Genomic DNA, 23,268 nt, shown 5'->3' with positions numbered 1-23,268 from the left:
CGAACCGGTTTCGCGTCGCTGGAGGGGGTGTTCGGTATGGGGAAACGGTGGCAGGTTCCCGGTGTCGCGCTCTAGGAAACCCTTGCGTCCGGAGCGTTCGCGTGCCAGGCTGTTCAACTATGACTACAGGAAAGGCGGACTCCGCCACCGTCGCGTGAGCGCCGCACCGATTCGCTCGTCGGCATCACATCGAGCGACATTGCCCGAGAACTTCAATCTCTTCGATGAAGACAGTCTGGCCCTGGAAAAGATCCGCGACGTGTGGCTCGAACGCGGATTGTGTACTCGTCCTGCTGATCGAAACACCGCAGAAGCCTCTGTCGCGCAACTGTATCGACGCTCCGGGCTCCCGAAACCGGAGTTCGTCTGGGTCCCGTCGCCGTCTGCTGGTTCGGACCTGATCGTCACCGAAGGACTGTCGACCAAGATGTCATTGGACGGCACCGGCCTCGACTGCGCTTCCGGGTATATCGCGAGCATGTTTGCGGCTTCGCGCCGACGCATGGACGCGCGAATCGAATGTCGGAGAACTGGCTGGCAGATGGAACGCCGGCAGGGGGAGCGCCTGATCAGGGCGTCCATTTGGGAATCGTTGCACACCACGCTGTTCGACGGCGTCGCAGCTGCGATACGAACGATGTTGACCCCGGTGGCCGGGGAAGTGACCTGGTACGGGCAGCAGGACGCACATCGAATCGCGTACTACGACACATGCCATCGATTCGGTCTTGCGACCTTCCGCTCGGAAGACCGTGAACTCCTCGACGTGCAGACCGCACTGGCTGACTCGACCGGGTGGTGGTGGGCGTTCGACGACGCGTGCATCATGGCGGAACGACCCACCGCCTTACATGCCGAACCGATACCGGGCAGCGCGCAGGGGGCACGACGCTTGCATCATTCTGATTCCCCCGCAATCGAATTCGTAGACGGTACAAAGGCGTTCGTTCTACACGGAGCGATCGTTCCCGACTGGGTGGTGCTCGATCCCACCGCCGAACGCATCGCACACGAGCGCAACGTCGAGATCCGTCGATGTGCAATCGAGCGGATCGGGTGGGATTCCTACATCGAGCTGGCGGACCTGACACTGGTCGACCAAACCGACGATCCCGGTAACGCCGGTTGCCTCCTGCAGCTCTACGCGTCGCCGGAGGGCTGGGATCGAAGTGGACGGATTCTCCTCGCGGTCAACGGTTCTCTCGAACGCGACGGGCATCGGCGTCGATACGGCCTTCACGTACCCGGATGGTTTACCTCCGCGTTGGATGCCGCCGGATGGACTTACGGCATCACCGGTACCGACTATTCCCGTCTCGTTCGTCGAACCTGAATCTCGAACCCTCTACCCTCAATCCTCAAACCCTGGGTGATACTTATGAACTCGAACATGACCTTGTCCGCTCTCACCAGCCTCACCGGCCTCGATGTCTTCGACTACCTGGACCAGGAAGTGTCCATTCCTGTGATCGACGGACTTCAGGCGCAAGGCGATCTCATCGGGATCCCGTTTTCGCTGCTCGCAAATATCGTGGCGCCTCTGCCATGGACACGCTCTGTGAGAGTGCCGCTCTCCGGCGTGGAACTGCTGCGAAGTGCGGCGGGAGGGAACCCCCACAGTCTGGTTGCAGACGAAGGGGAGTGCACGTGGTCGACGCCGGTGAAAGATGCTCGGGGCCTTGCACTCGGCATGCTCGACACCCGAGTGACCGCGTACCTCATCCACCCGGAGCACGGCGCGACCGGCATCGCTCCGGGACGATACGTCATCGGCCGGCAGCAGGAAAGGGGCGTCGGGCGTGCGCGCGGTGCGGTGATGCTTGTCGCCGATTGACACGCCGGCCTCGAGTTGGCGGGGGAGTGAGCACCACTTGCACAGGGCGAGCACCGGTTTCCGTGTGCTGGACGGTGTGTCGGGTCGAGGGAAAGGGTGCTCGGTCGGCAAAGGCTCCCGCACAAACACGAATGCCCTCACCGTGACGGTGAGGGCATTCGCGTGTGGTGCGCTTACTTCTTGCGGCCAGGAGCCTTCGCGCCGGCCTTGAATCCGAGTCCGCCTGCCTTGGGGGCGGGCGGCGCGGCAGCAGGCGCCGGAGCTTCCGCGGGTGCGGACGCCTCAGCAGGCGCTTCAGCGGGTTCTGCCTTCACAGGTTCGGCCTCGGGAGCCGGGGCCTCTGCAGCCGGCGCCGGGGCCGCAGCGGGAGCTGCCTTCCGGGCACCGGGAGCCTTTGCGCCCGACTTGAATCCGAGTCCGCCGGCCTTGGCAGCAGGCGGAGCCTTCGGGGCTTCCGCCTCGGCGGCCGGAGCCTCTGCCGGTGCAGCCGGAGCCTCTGCCAGAGCCTCTGCCGGAGCAGCAGCAGGTGCTTCAGAAGCAGGAGCAGCCTTTGCACCAGGAGCCTTGGCCCCACCCTTCATCTGCAGTCCCTTGCCGCCGGGTGCCTTGGCGCCGGACGCCAGGCCCAGACCCTTCGGCTTGGCGACGGGTGCAGCAGCTTCGGGTGCAGCAGCCTCAGCAGCCGGAGCTTCCGCTGCCGGCGCGGCAGCGGCCTTTGCTCCGGGTGCCTTGGCGGCGCCCTTCATCTGCAGTCCCTTGCCGCCGGGAGCCTTGGCCCCGCCTGCCAAGCCGAGACCCTTGGGCTTTGCGACAGGTGCTGCCGGTGCAGCAGCTTCGTCAGCGGGAGCTTCCGCGCTTGCGGCGGGAGCCGCCTTCTTGGCGCCAGGAGCCTTGGCCCCGCCGGCCATTCCGAGCCCCTTGCCTGGTGCCTTGGCGCCGGGAGCTTTCGCGCCTGGTGCTTTGGCGAGGCCCTTCATGGCCAGACCCTTGCCTGCCGGTGCAGCCTTGGCTTCCGGAGTCGCGGCGGCTTCCTCGACTTCGGCGACCCGATCCTGCTCGACGGTCTCAGCCTTTGCCTCAGCAGCGACCGGTGCCTTCTCGCGCGGGATCACCTTGATGTTCTCGCCGAGCTGGGCGGGATCGAGGCGGGTGACGGAGTTCAGCATCAGCTGCGCGACGTCGACGACCTCGACGCCTTCGCCCTGGCCTTGCTCCTGGCGGGCAGTGACGCCGTCGGTGAGCATGACGCGGCAGAACGGGCAACCCGTGGCGATCTTCTTGGGGTTGGTGGAGAGCGCTTCGTCGACGCGGTCGACGTTGATGCGCTTGCCGATGTTCTCTTCCATCCACATGCGAGCACCACCGGCACCACAGCACATGGAACGTTCGCCGTGACGCGGCATTTCGACGAGCTTGGAGCCTGAGGCTTCCATGAGTTCACGGGGAGCGTCGTAAACCTTGTTGTGGCGTCCGAGGAAGCACGGGTCGTGGTAGGTGACGTCTTCGCTCACGGACGCAACCGGGATCAGCTTCTTCTGGCGCACCAGACGGTTGAGCAGCTGAGTGTGGTGCACGACCTCGTAGTCGCCGCCCACCTCCGGGTACTCGTTGCCGAGGGCGTTGAAGCAGTGCGCACAGGTGACGACGATCTTGCGCTTCTTCTGCTCGATACCGTCGAAGACCGAATTGAGCATCTCGATGTTCTGCATCGCGAGCTGCTGGAACAAGAACTCGTTGCCGGCGCGACGTGCGGAGTCGCCGGTGCAGGTTTCGTCGGCGCCGAGGACCATGAACTTCACTCCCGCGGTGGCGAGGAGTTCGGCGACGGCCTTGGTGGTCTTCTTGGCACGGTCTTCGTAGGCGCCGGCGCAGCCGACCCAGAAGAGGTACTCGTAGTCCTCGAAGCTGTCGGCGTCCTTGCCGAAGACGGGGATCTCGAAGTCCATCTCGTTGATCCAGTTGAGGCGATCCTTGGAGTTCTGACCCCAGGGGTTGCCCTTGTTCTCGAGGTTCTTGAACAGGCCGGCGAGTTCGGAGGGAAACTCCGATTCGATCAGGACCTGGTAGCGACGCATGTCGATGATGTGGTCGACGTGTTCGATGTCGACGGGGCACTGTTCGACGCAGGCGCCGCAGTTGGTGCAGCTCCACAAGGTTTCGGCGTCGATGACCGGGGCCATCTCACCTTCGACGGTTTCACCGACGAGCTTGCGGTCGGCCTCGAGGCGCGCGGCCTCGGGGATGGCTGCGAGGGCGCCTTCCTTGACATTGCCTTCGCTGTCGACGAGACCGATCTCGTCGCCGCCCATGTCCTTGCGTCCACCAGCGAGCAGGTACGGGGCCTTGGCGTAGCCGTGGTCACGCAGCGACATGATGAGCAGCTTGGGAGAGAGCGGCTTTCCGGTGTTCCAAGCAGGGCACTGGGACTGGCAACGCCCGCACTCGGTGCAGGTGGTGAAGTCCAGCCAGCCCTTCCAGGAGAAGTCTTCGATGTTTCCGGCGCCGAGAGTGTCGGTGTCGGGGTCGACGTTCTCCATCGTCAGGACTTTGCCCTTGGACATCATGGGCTTTGCCGCGCCGAGCGCGACGGTGCCGTCGTCTTCACGCTTGAAGTAGATGTTGAAGAACGCCGAGAAGCGGTGCCACGCGACGCCCCAGGTGATGTTGCGGCCCACGATCGCGAGCCAGATCATGCCGGTCATCAGCTTCACGAATGCGAACACCGAGATCATGACGGGGCTGGCGGGAAGCAGTTTCGCGACCTGCATGGTGAAGAAGTCGGTCCACGGGTTGGCGTGACCGTAGGTCGCGATCTTGCCTGCCTTGACCATGATCATGCCCAGGCCCTCGAGCAGGACGATGCCCTCGATGACGTAGGCAGCCTTGAAGTTGGAGCCGCCGAAACGGGACAGGCGTGCAGGCAGACGCGGGTGGTTGAGCTGACGGATCACGATCAGCGTGGTGATACCGATGACGGTGCCCAGGCCGAGGATCTCGTCCCACAGGTGCCACGCCCACGTGTTACCGAAGATGGGCCAGTGGAATTCGGGGTTGAACGTCTGGCCGTAGGCCTCGAACCACAGCAGGAACCCACCGAGGAATCCGACCATGACGAGCCAGTGGGCCCAGCCGACGCTGCGGAACTTGTTCATGCGCGTGTGCGCGATGAACTCGATGATCATCTGCTTGAAGCGAGGGAAGAACGGGCGCCATCGATCGGGTGCCGACTGGCCGATGCGCACGGTGTTGAACATCCTCAGCGCGCCTGAGAGGAAGATGTACCAACACACCAAGCTCAGCAGAGCACCAATCGTGCCCAACGTAATCGTCAGGGCATTCATGTCGCGGCCTTTCGTTTCAGGGCGACGCGTCGGCCACCTCGGGACAGCCCACTGATACTAACCTGCGTTATGTTACCCGCCAGTAACTAGCATTACCAGCCTGTAGGTACCGGCTGGTAACCGCTCGTGGCCTGGAGAGATCGATCTTCTGCGTCGGACGGGCTGGGCCAGACGCAGACATGTCTGGTCGTCACGTTAGGCGGTGCCCGTCAGGTGTCCATCTGTCAGGCAGCCCTAAGTCGGGTTCCGAGCAGGTGAGAACAACCGACCGGCTGTTATCGTTACGCCCGTCACGCACAGGGGAAACGGGTGGTGTGAGTCATCGACTGACGCCCGCCCGATCCCGGGGAGGATCAAAAATGTTCATTCGAAAAGCTGCGGCCGTCGCAGCGATGACCATTGCCGCTACGGGCATCGCTGCAGGTACTTCTTACGCAGCTCCGGAGACGTCACCCGACGTTTCGTACACCGCCGAGGTCGTCGACCAGGCCGTTGTCACCACCATCGACGCCGGAGCATTCCGGGTCTCGGGCGACGGAACTCACGTCGACTTGCAGAACAGCCAGGGCGCAACTCTCGTGAGCCTTCCGCTCGCGTTCAACCTCGGCGACGTTCAGTTCCCGTTCGACGAGACCGTCAGTGAGGACGGCAAGACCCTCACCCTCAAGCCGAACCTGGACCCGGCCAGCTCCAAGCCGAAGCCGGTCGCTGCCGAGTTCACCCCGGTTGCTTCGCCTGACGAGGATCAGAAGGCAATCGAGAAGTTCCAGTCACAGCTCGGGCTTGCCACGCAGATCGGCAGCCTCACCGGCACGATCGTCGGGGCGGTCATCGGTTGCATCGTGGGTCTGCCCGGCCTGGTCGTCGGCTGCCTGCCCGGCATGGTCACAGGGGCCGGTATCGGTGGAGTCGCCGGTACCATCCTCGCCGGCGGCGGAACTGCCGTCGTCGCGGGCTTGGACCTGATCAAGGTTCTGAACGCTCCGGCTGGAACAACTCTCTTCCAGTAGAACGTCACGAACGCCGAAACGGGCGCCACACCTTCAGAAGGTGTGGCGCCCGTTTTGCTGTCTCGAGGAATGCGTGTGATCAGTAGTCGCGAACCTTCAGGCCTGGGTTGGCGGCGAGGATGTCGTTGATCGGCGTCGCGTACTGGGTCGGGGCTTCTTGCCCGAACAGTGTCTCTGCCTGAGCGATCTCGCACAGGGGAGAGGTGGCGACGTTGGACGCACTCGTGATGCCCACTGCCAACGTTCCGGAGACGATCGGGCCACCGCTGTCACCCTGCAGGACGCAGATGTTGGTGGTGAAGCCGTTGTCGAGGGTGTGATCCAAAACCTTTGCGACGCGGTTGACGCCGGTGACGACGCCGCAGCTGAAGCCTGTGGTCGATCCTGCCTTGCAGACCGGGGCGCCCACGACAGGATCGGCGGTACCGGTGATGTTGACCGAGCGGTTGAACGGGACCCGCACGCTGTTGTTCTCGAAGCGGTACTTCGCGTTGTCGTCGATGTTGATGATCGAGTAGTCGCGCCCGTCGAAGCTGCTCTTGGCGAAGTACCCGACGCGGGGCCCGGTCTGGTTGTTCACCATCGGGAAGACCTGGCTGGAGTTCGAGGTGCCGGCAGCGGCACGGTTGGGATCGCAGTGACCGGCGCTGATGTTGACTGTGCGTCCTGAACCGTCGGTGCCGTTGAAGCCGAACGAACAACGCAGTCCAGTGTTACCGGAGGTTGCGCCGAAGGCGTCTCCGCCCAGTGCAGCGTCGCCGGTTGCGGATCCGGTTGCGGGGATGAGGTCCGCGACGATCGGGGGAACCAGTAGCGGAGCAGCGGTATGGACGACGGTCCGCTTCAGGAATTCAGGCAATTCGATGCCGGCGGCAGGATCGGCCGTGAGGGCGACTCCGTTGCCGACGACGTCGACGGCGATGCCACGCACGAGGTCTGCGACCTCGGCAGGCTGCGAATCGAGCCAGGTGTTGAGTGCCGAGAGTTGACCTTGCAGAGCCTGCTCGCTCTGCGCGACGTCCTTGACCTCGAAACCGGCCTTCTCGGCGGCCTCGCGGGCAGCATCCTTGTCGCGACCGTCAGCGAGAGCGACGATGCCCTTGCCGAGGTCGTCGAGCCACACTCCGGCAAAAGAGTCGGGAAACTGGACGCGCGCGATGGCGGCGAACTCCGCGAGCTTCTGCGCGAGTTCGGAACGCGAGACGAACTGGTCGGGCGTCAGCGCCAAGTCGTGCTGTAGGGCTTCGGCGAGTTCGACGGGCAGATGGGCTGCCTGATCGGATACCCCGGATTCGTTCGGTTCTGCGTTCGCGACCGCGGTAATCGGTCCGAGGAGCAGCAGCGCGGCCGAACCGAACACTGCGGCGCGACGTGCGATGGAGCTTCGCATGTGGGCCTTTCCACTTCGTTGACCGCGTACCACCCCCCTGGGAGCACACGGATACGGCTCACGGACTTGTGGTGAGCCGATCACAGTCGACCATGACTATATGGGTTCGAACGCGCTATTCCCACCCGTTACATGAGCAGACAGCGCTGACCCCGACCGACAACAGCACTGTGCCCGCCGATCGCGAAACGGATCGGCGGGCACAGTGCGTGAATCAGTGGTTGGTCAACCTGCAGTGCGGACGCGGATTCCGGCACCGACACCGCCACCGGAAGCGCGATCTGCCGCGTCGAGGATGTCTCCGACCGGAATACCCAGATTCGAGGTTCCACCGGAGGTCGCCAGTACCAGGTTCGCTTCGTTGCAACTGGGTGCTCCGCTGCTGTTGGAGCCGCTGGTGATGCCCAGAGCCAAGGTTCCGGAGACGATGGCGCCGCCACTGTCCCCGGCGAGGGTGCACGCGGTGCCGGCGAATCCGCGAACGGTTCGTGAATCACCGTCCGCCATGACCAGTTGAGTTTCGACGCGATCGGCTGCCACGACACCACAGGTGAAGGACGACGTCTGGCCGGACTTGCAGATGGGAGCGCCGATCACGGGACGTGCTGTTCCGGTGATCGCGAGGGTGGTCCCGTTGGCACCGCGGACGGCAGCACGGTCGAGGCCCGCGTCGATGCCGGACTGGTCGAACTTGATGACCGAGTAATCGAGATCGCCGGCGTTGTTGCCGACGGAAGACTGTGAGAATGCTCCGATCAACTGACTGTCGTCGACGTTCGCGTGATTCGGCAGGTAGACGGGCGACTTCGAACCCTCGGCCGGATTGCAGTGTCCGGCACTGATATTGAGAGCATTGTTCTGATCGTCGACGGCGTTGAACCCGAACGAGCAGACCGAGATGTTCTCGGTCGGTGTCTCGCGAATGGGGCCTGTCGACGTGATGTAGGTGTCGCCGCCGAGTGCTCCGGGATCAACCGATCCGCCACCGTCCGGGCTGAGAACGATCTTGGTGTTCTCGAGCAGGGTCGGAAGATTGAGCGCCTGCCCGACGGGGCTGTTCGCGACGTCGATGACGACCTGGTTGTTCAGGACGTCGATAGTCGCCGAATTGACTGCGCGTGAGATTTCCTTGGGCAGCCCGGCAATCCATCCGTTGACGTCGGCCAGCGTCTTCTCGAGGGTGTCGGCGGAGACGGGGGCGACGTGCGTGCGGTAACCGTCGTCGGCCGCGATGCGTGCAGCTTCGGTGGTGGTGACGGCTACGACGGGTTGACCGTCGAGTCCCATCCACGAGCCGGCGTAGTCGCCAGGGCGCTCGGACTTGAATTCCTGGGCGTATGCACCGAGTTCCTGAGCTTTGGCAGCGCGGTCCAGATACTCCTGTGGGGAGATCTTCAGATCGCGTGTGATCGCCTCGACCAGCTCAGCCGGAAGCTGATCTGCCCCGAGCTGTTCGACATGCGTGTCGGAGGCGGGCTCTGCCGATGCCGTCGTGGTGAATGGAGCTGCGAGCAGTAGTGCCGAGGCGCCGACCACAGCGGTGCGGATCGCCAACGAGTTACGCATGAAATCCCTTCAAGTCCCCGGCACCGAGCCGGTAGGTACCGCACCCACCATAGGGGAAAAGTTTCGACGAGGAATATGTGCCTGTTGTCGGCAAGTCGAATTATTCTGTCTAACTTGGCATTCCGGGTCTCGGGGCCAATGGCATGACGGGCATGTCGGGATTCGGAACCACCGGATCGGTTGTGTCGGTCGGGTTGGACGGCTGCGTCGGCGTTGTCTGTGTATCAGTGGGGTCGGTCACGGCGGGAGTGTCCGGGGTATCCGGATCGACCGGATCGACCGGATCCAGCGGTCCGACGACCGGCGGCAGGTTCTCGATCCGAAGGGGATCGATCTGGATGGTGATCGGCGATCCCTGTTGCGCGGGGACGTTCGCCGTAGTGGATTTCTCTGTACCGGTGCCCGGACTCACCGGGATGGGCTGGGATTCGGATGAGGTCGATTCCGCTTCGGATGCCCACGACTGCGCCGTCGGCTGCGCGCCGAGAGCGGGTACTTCCGGTGGAGGTGAGGTCGCTGATTGCGTGCCTGTCCCGGATGAACTCGTCGGGGTGGCAGCTGTGTCCGTCCCGGGGGACAGGGAAGATTGTGCGTCGAGAATCCTGGGTGCTGAAATGGTCGGAGTGTGTCCGATGATGACCGCGGCCGCGCAACCCGACACCGTCAGAAAGACTGCGGCGGCTGCTGCGGCGATGATCGGTCGGCGCTCCGACCGCCACTGGCGATTCAGCCAACCGTCGATGCTCGGTTCTTTCGTGACCGGTGCCTCCACGCCGGATTCCGGCTCCGGTTCGATCAGAACGAACGGCGGAAACTCTTCGGGGGTGTCCTCTGGCTCGGCAAAATCGGTTGGCTGGGGTTCGGGACAGGTAGAGGTGATCGAGAAGGCCAACGCTGCGGCTCCGCGAGCAGCACGGTCGTCGGCGTGCGGATCCGCGAGCCAAGCTGCAGAGGCTTCATCTTCTGAAATCAGTTCGACGCCGTCGAGATTCATGCTGTCGAGTGCGCCGCGCAGTACGTCGACGGAATCGCTCGACCAACCCGCGGGGATCACCGCAGAGATGTTCAGGTTCTGATCGGTGAGTGTTCGGACTTCCTTGACCAGGCAATACATTGCTGTCGCTACCAGTTCCTCCCCTCGCGTCATGTGCTCGGAGAAGTTGTCGGTATCGTCGGTGCCGACCCTGTCGAGGAACCCGCGCAACCCGGTGGACCCCGCCGCGGTTCCGCCTAGCTGCACGGTGCCGTCGGGGGCGTGGTGCAGAACCGATTCGCGTTCGAGGGTCACCAGCTCCGAGTCAGGTCTCGCGATCGCAGCAATGCTTCGTTTGTTGCCGACGGCGAGTCCGACTCCCCACTTCATAGCGATCCCCGTTTCACAGTTACCGAACTTTGCTCGGCAGGCTTGTCCTGATTGCTGTGAAAACTATCACTTAAACGGATATACGCAACCCTCTGGACAATATGCAGCTAACTACTTGTTCGACGGTGTCATGCTGCGAAGGATGGTGAGCAGTTCCGAACGAGACTGCGCCCCGACGCGCCGCTTGATGCGTGCGACATGGTGCTCGACGGTTTTAGCGGAGATGTAGAGGCGTTCGCCGATTTCCCGATACGTCAGTCCGACGACGACGAGTTCGGCAACTTCTTGTTCGCGCTCGGTCAACACCGACGGTGGCGCCGCACTTGTGGCGGTATCGGTTGCACTTGTCTCGGCCGTCGACGTTGTGCGTAGCGAGCGCGCAACGTGGAGCAGTGCCGTGGCCGATTTGGTGTCCGGGGTGCGCAGCGCTGCTTCGCCGGCGAGGCGAGCGGCGTCCCACGGGAGTCCGATCCGACTGAGCGTTCGTGCGGCGGCTTCGACATCGTCTGCGTCGACGTTGCCTTGCATGAGTAGGAGCCACTGGCGTCCGGCGATCGCCAAACCGGCTGCGTAAGTGTGAGTTTTGGCTGATTCGGCGAGTGTATGGGCGTGTGGGAGGAGATCGGCCGGCGACTGCGAGAGGATCGACGCCTGGACGCCGTACCAATGCAGCGGCGACGACCACAGCGGCGGCTCGCCGAGCGCGCGGAGGAGTGAGCGCGCGTCGTCGACGAGATGCTCGACCTGCTCGGTCTCCTCGAGCCGTACTGCCGCAAGCCACAGTTCGCCGATGGGAAGCAGATTGAACAGATCAACGCTGCAGGACGAGAGGGTGCCTGCCGCGCCCGACCAAGCTCGACGCAGCTGGGCGAGATCGCCGGAACGCCGAGCGAGACCCACGATCAGAGCATGCAGAAACAGTGCGTCACGCTCACGGAGGGGGCCGCGGACTACCTCCTGCGGTAGGTCTTCGAGAATCGCGTCCTGCCCGCGGACCATCGCGATCCAGGCGCCGAGAAGGTGAAGTCGCGCCCACGTGTGGCTGCTTGCGTCGTCGGCGGCGATCGCGGCCGTGACGACAGCGGCGGCCCGTTCATGGGCGCCGTTGTGCAGGAGTGCGAGAGCTACCAGCGCCGGGGCGGAATCAGGCTGGAATTCAGATGTGTCGGCTCCGCCGGGGAGCGAGAGTGCGCGCGACATCGTGTTGAGCGCACTCGGCGCGCTCCCGGTGACCGATTGCATCAGTCCGTTGGCCAGTGTGGTAGCGCCGACCGTCGAGCTCGACGGTGATCCGGTGTGTCCGGTGAGCGCGGCGTTCGCGTCATCGACCTTGCCGATGCCGAGGAAAGTGATTGCGGCGAAGGGGGATTCGTTTCCGGTGCGCCCTGGCCCCAGCCAGGTGTAGAGATCTGCAGCGGCGCCGAGTTGGCCGCATGCTGCGGACGAAGCTGCGCGGATTCGCACCGCCGCAGCCAATCTCGCGTCGTCGAGATCGGGTGCGGCGATGACGGAATCGGCCAGACGGCAGGCAGTGTCGAGGTCACCACTGCGAGCCGAGACCTGGGCGTACAGCAGCGTGTCGGCCACGCCGAGAGGCTCGATCGAATTCACGCGGCGAAAGAGATCTGCCGCGACCGCCGGCGTGCTCGCCTCGACGGCGTCTCGTAGTACACCCGTGAGATCGCGGTGGCGGATTCCGGAGTCGAAAAGTCTTCGTGCTGTGTCGATATCGAGGGTTCTCGTGTGTGCGCGTGATTCGACGATTCTGATCAGCTCGCTGCGGATACGCCCGGTGCTCGTCGACTCGGCGAGCACGCTCGCGACGAGTGGTGATCGCGAACCGAACAGTCCGGTCGCCAGTGCCCGGTCGAATGCAGCTGTGAGGCTGAACTTCTCCTGTCCCAGATCGAGCTCGAAGGCGTCGATGTCCGGGACGGCGAGTGAAACTTCGAGGATCTCGCGCTCGATCGGATGCAGAGCGGTGACCTGGTGGAGGATGTGTGTGCGTATGGCGTTCGGCATTTCCAGGCGGCCTGCCGAGGCGGCGGCGAAGTACGCTTCGATCGCCCCGAAGGAACCACCGGACAGATGCTCGAGCGCCACCACGGCGCGGTCGTCGAGCGGGACTCTTCGCTCGGCCGCGATCTTCCGAATATCGTTTCGGTTCAACGGGTTCAGATGCAACACGGTGCCGAAACTCGAGATGTTCGAGTAGATCGGTGCGAGTGGTGGATCGATCCGATCGGAGGCTACGACAACTCCGAGGTCGTCACGTTGGACAAGCTCTTTCAGGGCACGGATTTCATCGGAGGTCAGAGCTTGCGCGTCCGCGATCACCACAATCGCGTCGGCGGGGACGTCATGCGTGACTGCGGTGACCACGGGCTTGTCACCCGATTCGATTCGCTTCCGTACAACCCTCGTCACTTGGGGCCGAGCGCTGGCATCGGTCCCGGTGACGAACAGGCGCAGTGGCGATGCAGTCAGGTCGACGTCGCGCAAAAGTCCTGCGATGAACGACGATTCGGTGCCGTTGTCACGGTTCATCGAAAGACCGCCGGTCAGCGGATCGGTGCGGTGACGCCGCCGACGACACCACCGACCACGTTTCCGACACCACCGACGACGTTACCGAGACCTCCGACCACGCCGCCGACTCCGTTGCCGACACCGTCGACCAGACCGCCGACTCCGTTTCCGATGCCGGTCGCAGCGTCACCGACACCGGTCCCGACGCCGGCTCCAGGCGCGGGTGCGGGTGCTGGTGCCGGGGCGGGAGCAGGTGCGGGCGCCGGGGCGCCGGGTGCGGCAGGTGCAGGCGCCGACGGAGCGGTCTCGCCCGGTGCGGGCGAGGATCCCGCCGGTGCGCCGGCAACCGGAACTGCCCCCGGCGCCGTCGTCGAGCCGCCTGCGGCAGCAGGAGAACCGGGCTGATTGCTTTGAGTGCCGTTGTTCGCAGTCGTGGATCCGGTGCCTGCCGCTTCCGCTGCCGTGGTGCTGCCGGGAGTAGAGCCCGCGGTGGTCGAAGCGGTCGAGGAGGTGGACTCGCTGGTGGTGTTCGCCGAACTGGACGGAACGTTGATCTTGTCCATGGCAGTTCCGATTCCGAGCCCGCCTGCGGCGAGCACGATGAATGCTCCCACCACTGCAGCAACGACGCCGACCCTCGACGAGCGTCGAGTCGCCGTGTTCTCTTCTTCGGTCGGCTCGGCAAGCAACGGAGTGGAGAAGGCGGGAACTGGTGCGGGCTTGCGAGACGGCTCGGCGGGAATCACTGCAGTGGCGGCGGCCGGTACTTGCGAGTCTCTGGCGTCGAGTGCGAGGGCCGCGGCGCCGGACGCCGCGCACGACGCTGGATCGGCGTCGGCGATCACCGGGACACGAAGCTCCGCCGACAGTAGTTCGGCGACAAGGGGAATGGACGAGCTTCCGCCGGCCAGGACAACCTGATTGACGTCACTGGACTCGACGCCGGCAGATCGCAGGCTTTCGCGAACCAATGCCACCGATTCGGTGAGGGCGGGCCGGATCAGATCTTCGAGTTCGGAACGAACGAGTCGAACGTTGCTGACGGCACCGGGAAGCGCCACGCGGGCAACGGTTTCCGTCTCGGTGGAAAGTTCCTCCTTGGCTGCGCGGGCATGCTCGCGCAGAGTCTCCAGCGCTGCAATCGTCTCGGGTGCAAAGGGATCAAGGGTTGCGAACTGGTCGGAAACCGCATCGAGCAGGTGAACGGTGACGAGGTGATCGAATTCGTCGCCGCCGATGTCCTCGCTGCGCAGCGGCTTACCGAATATCTCGCTTCGTCCGTCGGTCGTGGACATCATCGTGACGTCGAGCGAGCGAGCACCGAGGTCGTAGACGACGGTCAGACCGTCGCTGACGACAGTTCCGGAAGCGGCGAGCCACGCCATGACGGCTGCGGGTTCGGCGACGAGAGTCGCCCCGTGAATTCCGGCGTCGTCCAGAGCGGACTCCATGGTGCGTGCTGTGTGGCGGTTCCACCCCACCGGGTGAGCCAGGACGACAGTTGGCCCTTCGTTACCGCCTGCCTGGTCTACCAGTGCGCCGACCGCTGTCGCCGCGAGAGCCTCGCCGCGGTACTCGGTACCGTCGGCGGCAAGTATCGGAATCGGGTCCCCGACGCGCTCGACAAATCCGGTGATGACGGATCCGTCGTCCAATTGCAGCGCACTGGGTAAGCGGACCTGTTGCGTTTCACCGGTCGAGCCGTCGGTGACAGCTACGAGAGTGGCCGAACCGATGCTGATGCCGAGCCCTGCCGCCATGAACGAACTCCCCTGGTCGTGGGCGACAGAAGGACTGTCGCGGTTGTCTGCGATGTCGGTTTCAGGACCTAGATCGTTACCGGATCGGAGGCGTCGCGACGAAGTAGGGGACCGATCCCCTAATCGGGGCAAATCCCCTATTCCGACCGGGCGTAGCCCAATGGGGGGCTTCCCCACCTGTCCCTGGAGAAGAGGGGGGTGCTCCCCGTTGGCCCCAGTCGCAAAAGTTCTTAGCGTTGATTCCACTCGCTACCTCTGGCAGCGCACCAGTTTCCGGACCACCGGCAACTACCCACCGGCAACAACCCGGTCAACGAACTTCAGGAGAACCCGCCATGGCAACGAACGCCGTACTCGAATTCATCCTCGGGCTACTTCGTGACGACGAGGCAGCTGCCAACTACTGCGCCAACCCGACCGCGGCACTCGATGCTGCCGGTCTGTGCGACGTCAGCCCCGCCGACATCGTCGCGGTCGCTCCGCTGGTCGCCGAGTCCGGACTCTTTGCCGGTGGCGGCGCCGACCTGTCCGCGATCGTCAACGCCGGTGCGTCCGCTGCCGGTGCAATCGGCGGCGGTCTCGGACTCGGCGGTGGTCTCGGTGGTGGACTCACCGGTGGTCTCGGTGGTGGCCTCGGCGGCAGCCTGGGTCTCGGCGCAGGTGCAGGAATCGGAGTCGGAGGCGCCCTCGGCGGCCAGTTCGACCTGGTCGGCGACTTCGCAGCAGCCCTCAGCGCTGCGCTTGCCATCGGTGGCGAGATCAGTGCCGAACTCGGCGCAGCCTTCGGCGCTGTGATCGAAGCCGGTCTCGGTTTGGGCGGCGCACTCGATCTCGAAGGAGCTCTCGATCTGGGCGCACAGCTCAGCGCGGCTCTGGGCGGCGCCCTCGGTGTGACCGGCGGCCTGACTGCGGAGCTGGGAGCAGCCCTCGACGCCGCGATCGGCGCAGTCGGCGGACTCGACCTGACGGCAGGGCTCAGCGGAGCTCTCGCACCCGTCTTCGCCATCGGTGGTGACCTCGGAGCCGATCTCGGCCTGGCTCTCGGTGGACTCCTCGGCGGCGCAGCAGACCTCAGCGGTCTCCTTGACATCGGCGGCGAACTGGGCGCGAGCCTGACCGGCGCACTGGAATCCGCTCTTGCACTCGGCGGCGGCCTGGATCTCGCCGGCGCTCTGACAGGCGACCTCAGCACGGCATTGTCCGGCGCGCTCTCGGGCGTCCTGGGAGCCGGCGGCACGATCGGCGCCGATCTGGGTGCATCGCTCGGCGGCGTCCTCGGCGCGATCACGGATGTCAGCGTTCTCACCGATATCGCGGGCGGCCTCGATCTCGGTGCTGCCCTGAGTGGCGCCCTCGGCGGAGCACTCGGCGTCGGCGGCGGTCTGGAAACTGCATTGGGCGGCGCACTCGACGCAGCACTGGGTCTCGGCGGCGGACTCGACCTCGACGCCGTACTCGGCGGCGGCGCAGACCTCGGCGCGCAGCTCAGCGCGGCACTCTCCGGCGTCCTCGGTGCCGGCGGAACGGTCGGAGCCGACCTGGGTGGCGCACTCGGTGGACTGCTCGGGGGAGCACTCGACCTCGAAGGTGGTCTCGGCGCAGACCTCGCGGCAGCTCTGGGCGGAGGCGCGAATCTGTCGACGGCCCTCGAGGGTGTTCTCGGTTCGGCACTCGGCGTCGATGCCGGGCTCGCGGGCGGTCTCGGCGGCGCTCTCGACGCAGCGCTGGGCGCAGGCGGACTTACCGGAATCGACCTCGGTGGTGCACTCGGTCTGGGCGGTGAAGCAGGCTTGGCAGCCGGTGTCGCTGCGGCTCTCGACACCGCCCTCGCAGGTGCAGGCGGCTTGGGTGCTGTCGGTTCCGTGGGCACGGACCTGACCGGCGCGCTGGACGGTGCGCTGGGCGCGGGCCTCGGGCTGGGGGGCTCTCTCGACAGCGTTCTCGGTGCCGAAGGTGCACTCGGTGGAGCGCTGGACACGGCACTGAACCTCGGCGGAATCGACACCGGTTCGATCGGTGCCGACTTGCCCTCCGTCGACCTCGGCGCTGTGAACCTCGGCCCGATCTCCGCTGAACTGCCTTCCGTCGACCTCGGAAGCATCGCGGCAGAAGGCCTGAACCTCGGCGGTGTGACCGGCGACCTCGGAGCAACTGTGGGCGGCGCGCTGGACGCAACCGCAGGTCTCGACGCAACAGCAGGTCTCGACGCGGCCACGAACGCTGCGGCTGGTTTGGGTGGGTCGCTCGGCGGCGCACTGAACGGCGTCACCGATCTCGGTGGATCGCTCGGCGGGGCTGTCGGAGCAGTCACCGACGTGACGGGTTCGATCGGTGCCGACGCAGCCGCAGCTGCCGGTGGCACAGTCGACGGCGGCGGTACCGTTGGCGGCGGCGGAGTCGCTGACCTGGGCGGATCCCTCGGTGGAGCAGTGAGCGGAGTGTCCGACCTGACGAGTTCGTTGACCGGTGCGCTGAACCCGTGGTCGTCGATCGATGCGACCGATGCTTTCGGTTCGGGTTCCACTTCGGGTCTGAGCGCCGATACCGAACACTCGCTCTTCGCCGAGGATTCGGTTGCAGCGCCGGTCGATCACATCGACCCGGTTGCGGTTGTCGATCACCTGCATCCCTGATCTGCTGACGCAGGAACTGAAATCGGTCAAAATGACCTGATGTAACAAATCCGGCCCTGCGTGCGCTATGCGTTCGCAGGGCCGGATATTCGAGTCGGGAAGAATTGCGGGTCAACGTAGCTCATGAGTGATTCAGCGAGTCAGGTAAGCAGCCGGAAGGCGCGCGTCGCGTCGTCGACGGCGTCGTTGCTCGAACGAACAGCCGTCGTGGCGAAGGATTTCGGGCGCACGGATCTGGTGCGCCGACTCGAGAACGCTCAGGTGAGAGTCAACGACCCGCGTATTCGCATCGTGGTGGTCGGACCCCTCAAGCAGGGCAAGAGCCAGTTCGTCAATTCTCTGCTAGGCATCGACGTGTGCTCGGTCGGTGACGACGAGACCACGGCCGTGGCGACGGTAGTTCAGTACGCGGAGACCGCGGTCGCCGAACTGATTCTCGCCGATCCGGGTGCGGCGCCCATTCGGGTGCCCCTCCCGCTCGAGGAACTGATGGGGATCACCCCGGCCACGCCTCGCGCCGAAGGGCGTGAAGTTCTGCGTGTGGAAGTGGGTGTTCCCAGTCCGCTGTTGGCCGACGGTTTGGTTCTGATCGACACCCCCGGTGTCGGCGGTCACGGAAATCCTCATGCTGCAGGAACATTGGGATTGATTACTGCGGCCGATGCAGTGTTGGTGCTGTCGGACTCCAGCCAGGAGTTCACCGAACCGGAGCTGGGATTCATCCGCCAGGTCGTCAATCTGTGTCCTGCGGTAGCCGGGCTGATCAGCAAGACCGATCTGTACCCGCACTGGCGGCAGATCCTCGACGCCGATCGCGGACATCTCCAGCGTGCCGGGTTGGATCTGCCGCTCATTCCGATCTCCTCGGTACTGCGCTCGCACGCGCTGAGGCTGGGGGACAAGGAACTCGAAGCGGAATCCGGATTCTTGGACCTCTATCAGTTCTTGCGGGACAACGTCGTTGCGCGTGCCGAATCGAATACTCGACGCGCAGTTGCGATGGATGTGCGTTCTGCGGCAGCACATCTGACGTTGGAGATGGGCAGTGAGCTTGCGGCGCTGAAGGATCCGTCGACCGCTCAGGCAGCGGTCGCGGGACTGCAGCGTGCCCGGGCAGCGGCCGAGGAACTGCACAAGAAGACCTCACTGTGGCAGCAGAGCCTCGGTGACGGCATTGCAGACCTTGCCGCCGACATCGATCACGACCTCCGGGACCGGTTGCGCCGGGTGACCCGCCAGGCCGAGGAGACGGTCGACGAAGGCGATCCCGGTAAGGACTGGGATGTCGTGGGGGAGTGGCTCGAACAGGAGATCGCCACCGCGATCGGTGACAACTTCGTGTGGGCGCATGATCGCGCACAGTGGCTGGCAGAAGTTGTGGCGCAGCACTTTGCGGAGACCGGTGACGTCGCGCTCCCGCATCTCGACGTCGCCGACACCGACGGTTTCCTGGAACCGGTCGGTGCATTGGCGGACCTCGAATCCGGCCGAATCGGCATCACTCAGAAAGTCCTGGTCGGCATGCGCGGCTCGTACGGCGGCGTGCTCATGTTCGGCTTGATCACCACGATGATGGGCATGGCTCTGGTCAACCCGATCTCCATCGGCGCCGGGGTTCTGCTGGGCACCAAGGCTTATCGTGAAGACAAGCAGGCTCAGGTACTCAAGCGTCGCGCTGAGGCGAAAGCGGCCATCCGACGGTTTGCCGACGACGTCAGCTTCCAGGTGGGCAAGGAGTCGAAGGATCGCCTACGCCTGGTGCAGCGGCTGTTGCGTGATCACTTCACCGACATCGCCGAGCAGGCGTTGCGCTCGATCAACGAATCCCTCCGCGCCACTCAGGAAGCCGCGCAGTTGGAGTCGAGTGAACATGCCGCTCGGATCAAGCGTCTGGAGACCGACATGCGCGTCGTCGCGGAGCTCGACGCCGTTGCCGGAACGCTGATCGGCGAAACTCCCGCTCCTGCCTCGGCAAAGGTGACCAACGCATGAATGCCACGACCACCGTGACCGCAGTGGAGTCGGCACACGCCCTGATCGACCACGCCAGACGTGCCTACGCCGATCAGCCGCAGACGCGCGCCCAGTTGGAAGAATGTGCGGCCAGGCTCGACGAGCCACTCCGGGTGGCGCTCGCCGGCTCCCTCAAAGCGGGTAAGTCGACGCTGCTCAATTCGCTTGTCGGACAGGATATAGCGCCTACCGACGCGACGGAATGCACACGCGTCGTCACCTGGTATCGGAACGGGACGACGCCGCAGGTGACCGCGACGGCCGAGAACGGTGCCGAGTTCAACGTGCCGGTGACGCGCCGCGACGGCAGGCTCACGTTCGATCTGGGCGAGTACACCGCAGACTCGGTGGACCGCATCGACGTCGACTGGCCGTCTTCGGCATTGGCTCGTACGACGATCATCGACACACCGGGCACCTCGTCGCTCTCGACCGAGGTCTCGGCCCGCACCTGGGACATGCTCGTTCCCGACGGTGAGGCACCGGGCGCGGATGCAGTGGTCTACCTCCTGCGGGCTCTCAACGCCAGTGACATGCAGTTCCTCGGGAAGATCGCGGATCACGTGGGCGGAGAATCCGGGCCACTCGGAGTGATCGGAGTTCTCTCGCGTGCCGATGAGGTCGGCGCAGGCAGGCTCGACGCGTTGTCTTCGGCGAAGGACGTCGCGGCGCGATTCGCCGAGGAGTTGGAGCGAACCGGCCTGTGCCAGTCGGTGGTTCCGGTGGCAGGTCTACTCGCGCTCGCTGCTCGGACGATGAGGCAGAGCGAGTTCGCGGCCTTCTCGGCGCTCGCGCAGGTTCCGGCCGAGGATCTGAGCCTTGCACTGCTCTCCGCGGATCGCTTTGCCAGGCAGGACAGTCCGCTGCCGGTCGATGCGGCGATGCGGGCGCAATTGGCCGATCGGTTCGGGCTCTTCGGAATTCGCCTCGCCGTGACGTCGATCAAGTTGGGGGCGACCGATTCACCGTCCCTGGCGGCCGAATTGTTGGAGCGCAGCGGCCTGGACGAACTGCGTCAGGTGATCGACGTTCAATTCGGGCAGCGGGCAGATCAGCTCAAATCGCACACGGCGCTGGTGACGCTGGGAAGAATCCTCGAAGCCGATCCGAGCGAGGAAGGCGATCAGATCGCGGCGGAGGCGCAACGGTTGCTTGCCGATGTTCACGGCTTTCACGAACTTCGCCTGCTCGGGCGTCTTCGTTCGGTACACACGGATCTGCCACCCGACGACCTGGCACAACTGCAAAGACTGATCGGCGGCTACGGAATCCGGGCAAGTGACCGGTTGGGCTGCGAACCGGAAGAATCGCCGGAGGTGCAGCGTGCGCGGGCCACGGCGGCTGTCCGCAGATGGCGCGAGTTGTCCAGACATCCGCTCTTCGACAGGTTCACCTCGCGCGCCTGCCTGGTCGCCGCCCGCAGCGCCGAGGGCGTCCTGGCTGAAATTGTGCCCGAATAGGGACCCGTTCACTATGCGAGCGCCGGACGAGGGTTCTATCTTGAGTTCGGGATGATCCGGACATAACTCCCAGGTTCGGGTCCCACCTCGATGGGAGCACGCGCATGGCGAGTGACATCAAGTCCGCTTCACCGGATCGAGCCACCCTCGTCCTGGGGACGCTCATCCTGGTCGCTGCGGTCGCGAACCTCAATCTCTCGGTCGCGAATGTCGCTTTGCCCGATATCGGGCGGGCTTTCGACGCCAGTCAGACGCAACTGAACCTGATCGCGGTCGGCTACTCGCTGGGCCTGGCCGGAACGGTGCTCTACCTGGGGGCCTTGGGAGACCGATACGGCCGCAAGATGTTGCTGGTCACCGGCATGGCGCTGTCCATTCCGGCGTCGATCGTGGCGGGATTCGCCGGGAACTTCGAAGTGCTGTTCCTCGCTCGGATAGTCGGAGGCGTCTCGGCAGGTCTGGCGTTCCCGACCACGCTGGCAATCATCACGGCGTTGTGGGCCGGACCGGCACGAACCAAGGCGATTGCCATGTGGTCGGCAATCGGTGGCGCGATTTCAGCACTCGGTCCGATCGTCTCGGGGGCGCTGCTCGAGCAGTTTCACTGGGGTTCGGTCTTCTTCGTCACCCTTCCCTTGGCCCTTGTGGCACTGATCTGTTCCCTGGTGTTGGTTCCCGCTCACGTCAACGAGACGACCGAGCGAGTCGATCACCTCGGCGGCATAGTGTCGATCGTCTTCATCGGGGCGCTGGTATTGTCCATCAACTTTGCGCCGGTGAAGGGTTCGGGCACGTTGGCTCTGGTGCTCGGGGCGATAGCAGTTGTCGCGGGTATCGGGTTCTTCCTGCAACAGCGACGCGCGGCCAATCCGCTGTTCGATCTTCACGTAGCTGCGCGCCCGACCTTCTGGGTCGCGGCGGTGGGTGGGTTGGTCGTGTTCGGTTCGCTCATGGGCGCGATGTTCATCGGCCAGCAGTTCCTGCAGAACGTCCTCGGGTACTCGACGCTGGCAGCCGGTGCGGCGATCATTCCGGCTGCGCTGGCGATGGTGATCGTTGCGCCGCGCTCGGCGACCATGATCGAAAGGTACGGCGCCCGCGTCACGCTGCTCGCCGGCTACCTGTTCGTGGTTCTCGGGTTGTTCGTCGCGCTGTTCCTGTGGAACGAAAGCACACAGTATTGGCAGGTCGCGCTGGCCTATGCGCTTGTCGGCATCGGCGTCGGTCTGGCCGGCACACCGGCATCGCGTTCGCTGACCGGATCCGTTCCCGTGCACCGCGCTGGTATGGCGTCGGGAACCTCGGACCTGCAACGCGACCTGGGCGGCGCCGTCATGCAGTCGATTCTCGGCGGAATACTCACGGCCGGGTACGCAAAATCGTTGGGAAATGCGATCTCGTCCTCGCCGAACGCATCCGAAGTGACTCCCGAAACTCAGGCCGCGCTCACCAAATCCTTCTCCAGCGCCGAAGTTCTCGCGGAACGCTACCCGCAATACGCGGACCAAATCATGACCGCCGCCAAAAACGCCTTCCTGGACGGGGATACAAACGCCTACATCGCGGCGATCATCATCGTGTGTGCCGGTGCCGCGGTGGTGACGTTCTTCTATCCGCGTCGCGAGCGCGAACGAGTCCTGCTGGCGCAGTACGCGGCGGAATCCGATCTAGCCGCGGAGAAGAGTTGAGCGCGCTCTGGTAGTGATGAGGGATGCCACAGCTACTTCACATCGATTCGTCCGCCGAACTCCACCACTCGACCTCACGTGATCTGACCGCACTGTTCGCTCAGCAGTGGTCGAAGAACAGTCCGGATCACACGACGGTGACGTTGGACCTGCACCGGGATCCCTTGCCGCACCTCGCGGACGCGGCCCTGCACTATGCACCACGCTTGCGAGTCGAGGGCGAGATTCCGGATCCCGCCGCGGAAGCACTCCAGGCTCGGGTCATCGAGCAACTTACCGCTGCAGACGTCGTCGTGATCGGTGCGCCGATGTACAACTGGTCGATCCCGTCCACGTTGAAGGCGTGGATCGACTACGTACACGTCCTGGGGACTACGGTGCCTTTCGACACGCGTACTCAGCCTCTGGCAGGTAAGCCGGTGGTGATCGTCTCCAGCCGCGGAAACACCTATGCGCCGGGCTCGGGAAACGAGGCCAACGATCACACCGTCCCGCCACTCGTTCAGGTGCTCGAGGTGTCGATGGGAATGGATGTCTCCGTCATCACCGCGGAACTGACTTTGGCGCAACGTATTCCGGCGATGGCACCTCTGATCGAGCAGGGTGACGCGAGCCTGCGTGCTGCCCGGGAGTCGTTGACCGAGCTGGCCCGTACCTTGGGGGCCTGATCAAGAAGTTCGA

At 64.6% G+C, this 23,268-nt stretch carries 14 protein-coding genes; 8 read left to right on the top strand and 6 right to left on the bottom strand.

Annotated features, from left to right (window positions below):
- Positions 1-154: 154 nt before the first annotated feature.
- Both AC1Q6C_RS18965 and AC1Q6C_RS18960 read left to right on the top strand, forming a co-directional pair.
- A complete protein-coding gene (locus AC1Q6C_RS18965) occupies positions 155-1,333 on the top strand; it encodes a DUF6745 domain-containing protein (RefSeq protein WP_064443248.1) in 1,179 nt (392 codons plus the stop codon).
- Between the two features lie 45 nt (positions 1,334-1,378).
- Positions 1,379-1,834, top strand: coding sequence for a DUF8820 family protein (locus AC1Q6C_RS18960; protein ID WP_064443249.1), 456 nt, complete (start codon positions 1,379-1,381; stop codon positions 1,832-1,834).
- 173 nt (positions 1,835-2,007) lie between these two features.
- Here AC1Q6C_RS18960 and AC1Q6C_RS18955 read toward each other — a convergent pair whose 3' ends face one another.
- Entirely contained in the window at positions 2,008-5,175 is a 3,168-nt protein-coding gene (locus AC1Q6C_RS18955) for a (Fe-S)-binding protein (RefSeq protein ID WP_073512914.1), read from the bottom strand.
- A 359-nt stretch (positions 5,176-5,534) separates the two neighbouring features.
- Between AC1Q6C_RS18955 and AC1Q6C_RS18950 the strand changes: the two genes are divergently transcribed.
- Entirely contained in the window at positions 5,535-6,185 is a 651-nt protein-coding gene (locus tag AC1Q6C_RS18950; protein WP_003943407.1) for a DUF8020 domain-containing protein, read from the top strand.
- 79 nt (positions 6,186-6,264) lie between these two features.
- On the opposite strand, the gene AC1Q6C_RS18945 is transcribed toward AC1Q6C_RS18950, so the two are convergent.
- The 5 genes from AC1Q6C_RS18945 to AC1Q6C_RS18925 all read right to left on the bottom strand — a co-directional run bounded on the left by AC1Q6C_RS18945 (position 6,265) and on the right by AC1Q6C_RS18925 (position 14,793).
- Complete coding sequence (locus tag AC1Q6C_RS18945) at positions 6,265-7,575, bottom strand: S1 family peptidase (protein ID WP_054187117.1); 1,311 nt, start codon at positions 7,573-7,575, stop codon at positions 6,265-6,267.
- A 225-nt stretch (positions 7,576-7,800) separates the two neighbouring features.
- The gene (locus tag AC1Q6C_RS18940) at positions 7,801-9,141 is read right to left on the bottom strand and encodes a S1 family peptidase (protein WP_042452237.1); all 1,341 of its coding nucleotides are present in this window, start codon (positions 9,139-9,141) and stop codon (positions 7,801-7,803) included.
- Between the two features lie 109 nt (positions 9,142-9,250).
- Positions 9,251-10,504, bottom strand: coding sequence for a hypothetical protein (locus AC1Q6C_RS18935; RefSeq protein ID WP_076948791.1), 1,254 nt, complete (start codon positions 10,502-10,504; stop codon positions 9,251-9,253).
- A gap of 111 nt (positions 10,505-10,615) precedes the next feature.
- A complete protein-coding gene (locus tag AC1Q6C_RS18930; RefSeq protein ID WP_058227556.1) occupies positions 10,616-13,051 on the bottom strand; it encodes a LuxR C-terminal-related transcriptional regulator in 2,436 nt (811 codons plus the stop codon).
- Between the two features lie 14 nt (positions 13,052-13,065).
- The gene (locus tag AC1Q6C_RS18925) at positions 13,066-14,793 is read right to left on the bottom strand and encodes an Hsp70 family protein (RefSeq protein ID WP_230359588.1); all 1,728 of its coding nucleotides are present in this window, start codon (positions 14,791-14,793) and stop codon (positions 13,066-13,068) included.
- Positions 14,794-15,128: 335 nt separating this feature from the next.
- Here AC1Q6C_RS18925 and AC1Q6C_RS18920 point away from each other — a divergent pair, with 335 nt between their 5' ends.
- The 5 genes from AC1Q6C_RS18920 to AC1Q6C_RS18900 all read left to right on the top strand — a co-directional run bounded on the left by AC1Q6C_RS18920 (position 15,129) and on the right by AC1Q6C_RS18900 (position 23,255).
- Positions 15,129-17,426, top strand: a complete 2,298-nt coding sequence (locus tag AC1Q6C_RS18920) for an IniB N-terminal domain-containing protein (protein ID WP_230359589.1) — start codon at positions 15,129-15,131, stop codon at positions 17,424-17,426.
- A 123-nt stretch (positions 17,427-17,549) separates the two neighbouring features.
- A complete protein-coding gene (locus AC1Q6C_RS18915; RefSeq protein WP_007726689.1) occupies positions 17,550-19,418 on the top strand; it encodes a dynamin family protein in 1,869 nt (622 codons plus the stop codon).
- Positions 19,415-20,899 (top strand): dynamin family protein, encoded by a 1,485-nt coding sequence (locus tag AC1Q6C_RS18910; RefSeq protein ID WP_042452229.1) that lies wholly within the window; start codon positions 19,415-19,417, stop codon positions 20,897-20,899. The genes AC1Q6C_RS18915 and AC1Q6C_RS18910 overlap by 4 nt, the downstream gene beginning before the upstream one ends.
- A gap of 104 nt (positions 20,900-21,003) precedes the next feature.
- Positions 21,004-22,587, top strand: coding sequence for an MFS transporter (locus tag AC1Q6C_RS18905; RefSeq protein WP_042926301.1), 1,584 nt, complete (start codon positions 21,004-21,006; stop codon positions 22,585-22,587).
- Positions 22,588-22,610: 23 nt separating this feature from the next.
- The gene (locus AC1Q6C_RS18900; protein ID WP_215515718.1) at positions 22,611-23,255 is read left to right on the top strand and encodes an FMN-dependent NADH-azoreductase; all 645 of its coding nucleotides are present in this window, start codon (positions 22,611-22,613) and stop codon (positions 23,253-23,255) included.
- Positions 23,256-23,268 lie beyond the last annotated feature (13 nt).

Source organism: Rhodococcus sp. MT28 (assembly GCF_058792695.1).
Note: the sequence above shows the minus strand (reverse complement) of the source record. Positions and strands in the feature narration are given on the sequence as shown.

Coding starts and splice junctions, on each gene's coding strand:
- AC1Q6C_RS18935 (WP_076948791.1), bottom strand. CDS start 10,504: ATGAAGTGGGGAGTCGGACTCGCCGTCGGCAACAAACGAAGCATTGCT.
- AC1Q6C_RS18915 (WP_007726689.1), top strand. CDS start 17,550: ATGAGTGATTCAGCGAGTCAGGTAAGCAGCCGGAAGGCGCGCGTCGCG.
- AC1Q6C_RS18920 (WP_230359589.1), top strand. CDS start 15,129: ATGGCAACGAACGCCGTACTCGAATTCATCCTCGGGCTACTTCGTGAC.
- AC1Q6C_RS18945 (WP_054187117.1), bottom strand. CDS start 7,575: ATGCGAAGCTCCATCGCACGTCGCGCCGCAGTGTTCGGTTCGGCCGCG.
- AC1Q6C_RS18940 (WP_042452237.1), bottom strand. CDS start 9,141: ATGCGTAACTCGTTGGCGATCCGCACCGCTGTGGTCGGCGCCTCGGCA.
- AC1Q6C_RS18900 (WP_215515718.1), top strand. CDS start 22,611: ATGCCACAGCTACTTCACATCGATTCGTCCGCCGAACTCCACCACTCG.
- AC1Q6C_RS18905 (WP_042926301.1), top strand. CDS start 21,004: ATGGCGAGTGACATCAAGTCCGCTTCACCGGATCGAGCCACCCTCGTC.
- AC1Q6C_RS18910 (WP_042452229.1), top strand. CDS start 19,415: ATGAATGCCACGACCACCGTGACCGCAGTGGAGTCGGCACACGCCCTG.
- AC1Q6C_RS18930 (WP_058227556.1), bottom strand. CDS start 13,051: ATGAACCGTGACAACGGCACCGAATCGTCGTTCATCGCAGGACTTTTG.
- AC1Q6C_RS18960 (WP_064443249.1), top strand. CDS start 1,379: ATGAACTCGAACATGACCTTGTCCGCTCTCACCAGCCTCACCGGCCTC.
- AC1Q6C_RS18925 (WP_230359588.1), bottom strand. CDS start 14,793: ATGGCGGCAGGGCTCGGCATCAGCATCGGTTCGGCCACTCTCGTAGCT.
- AC1Q6C_RS18950 (WP_003943407.1), top strand. CDS start 5,535: ATGTTCATTCGAAAAGCTGCGGCCGTCGCAGCGATGACCATTGCCGCT.
- AC1Q6C_RS18955 (WP_073512914.1), bottom strand. CDS start 5,175: ATGAATGCCCTGACGATTACGTTGGGCACGATTGGTGCTCTGCTGAGC.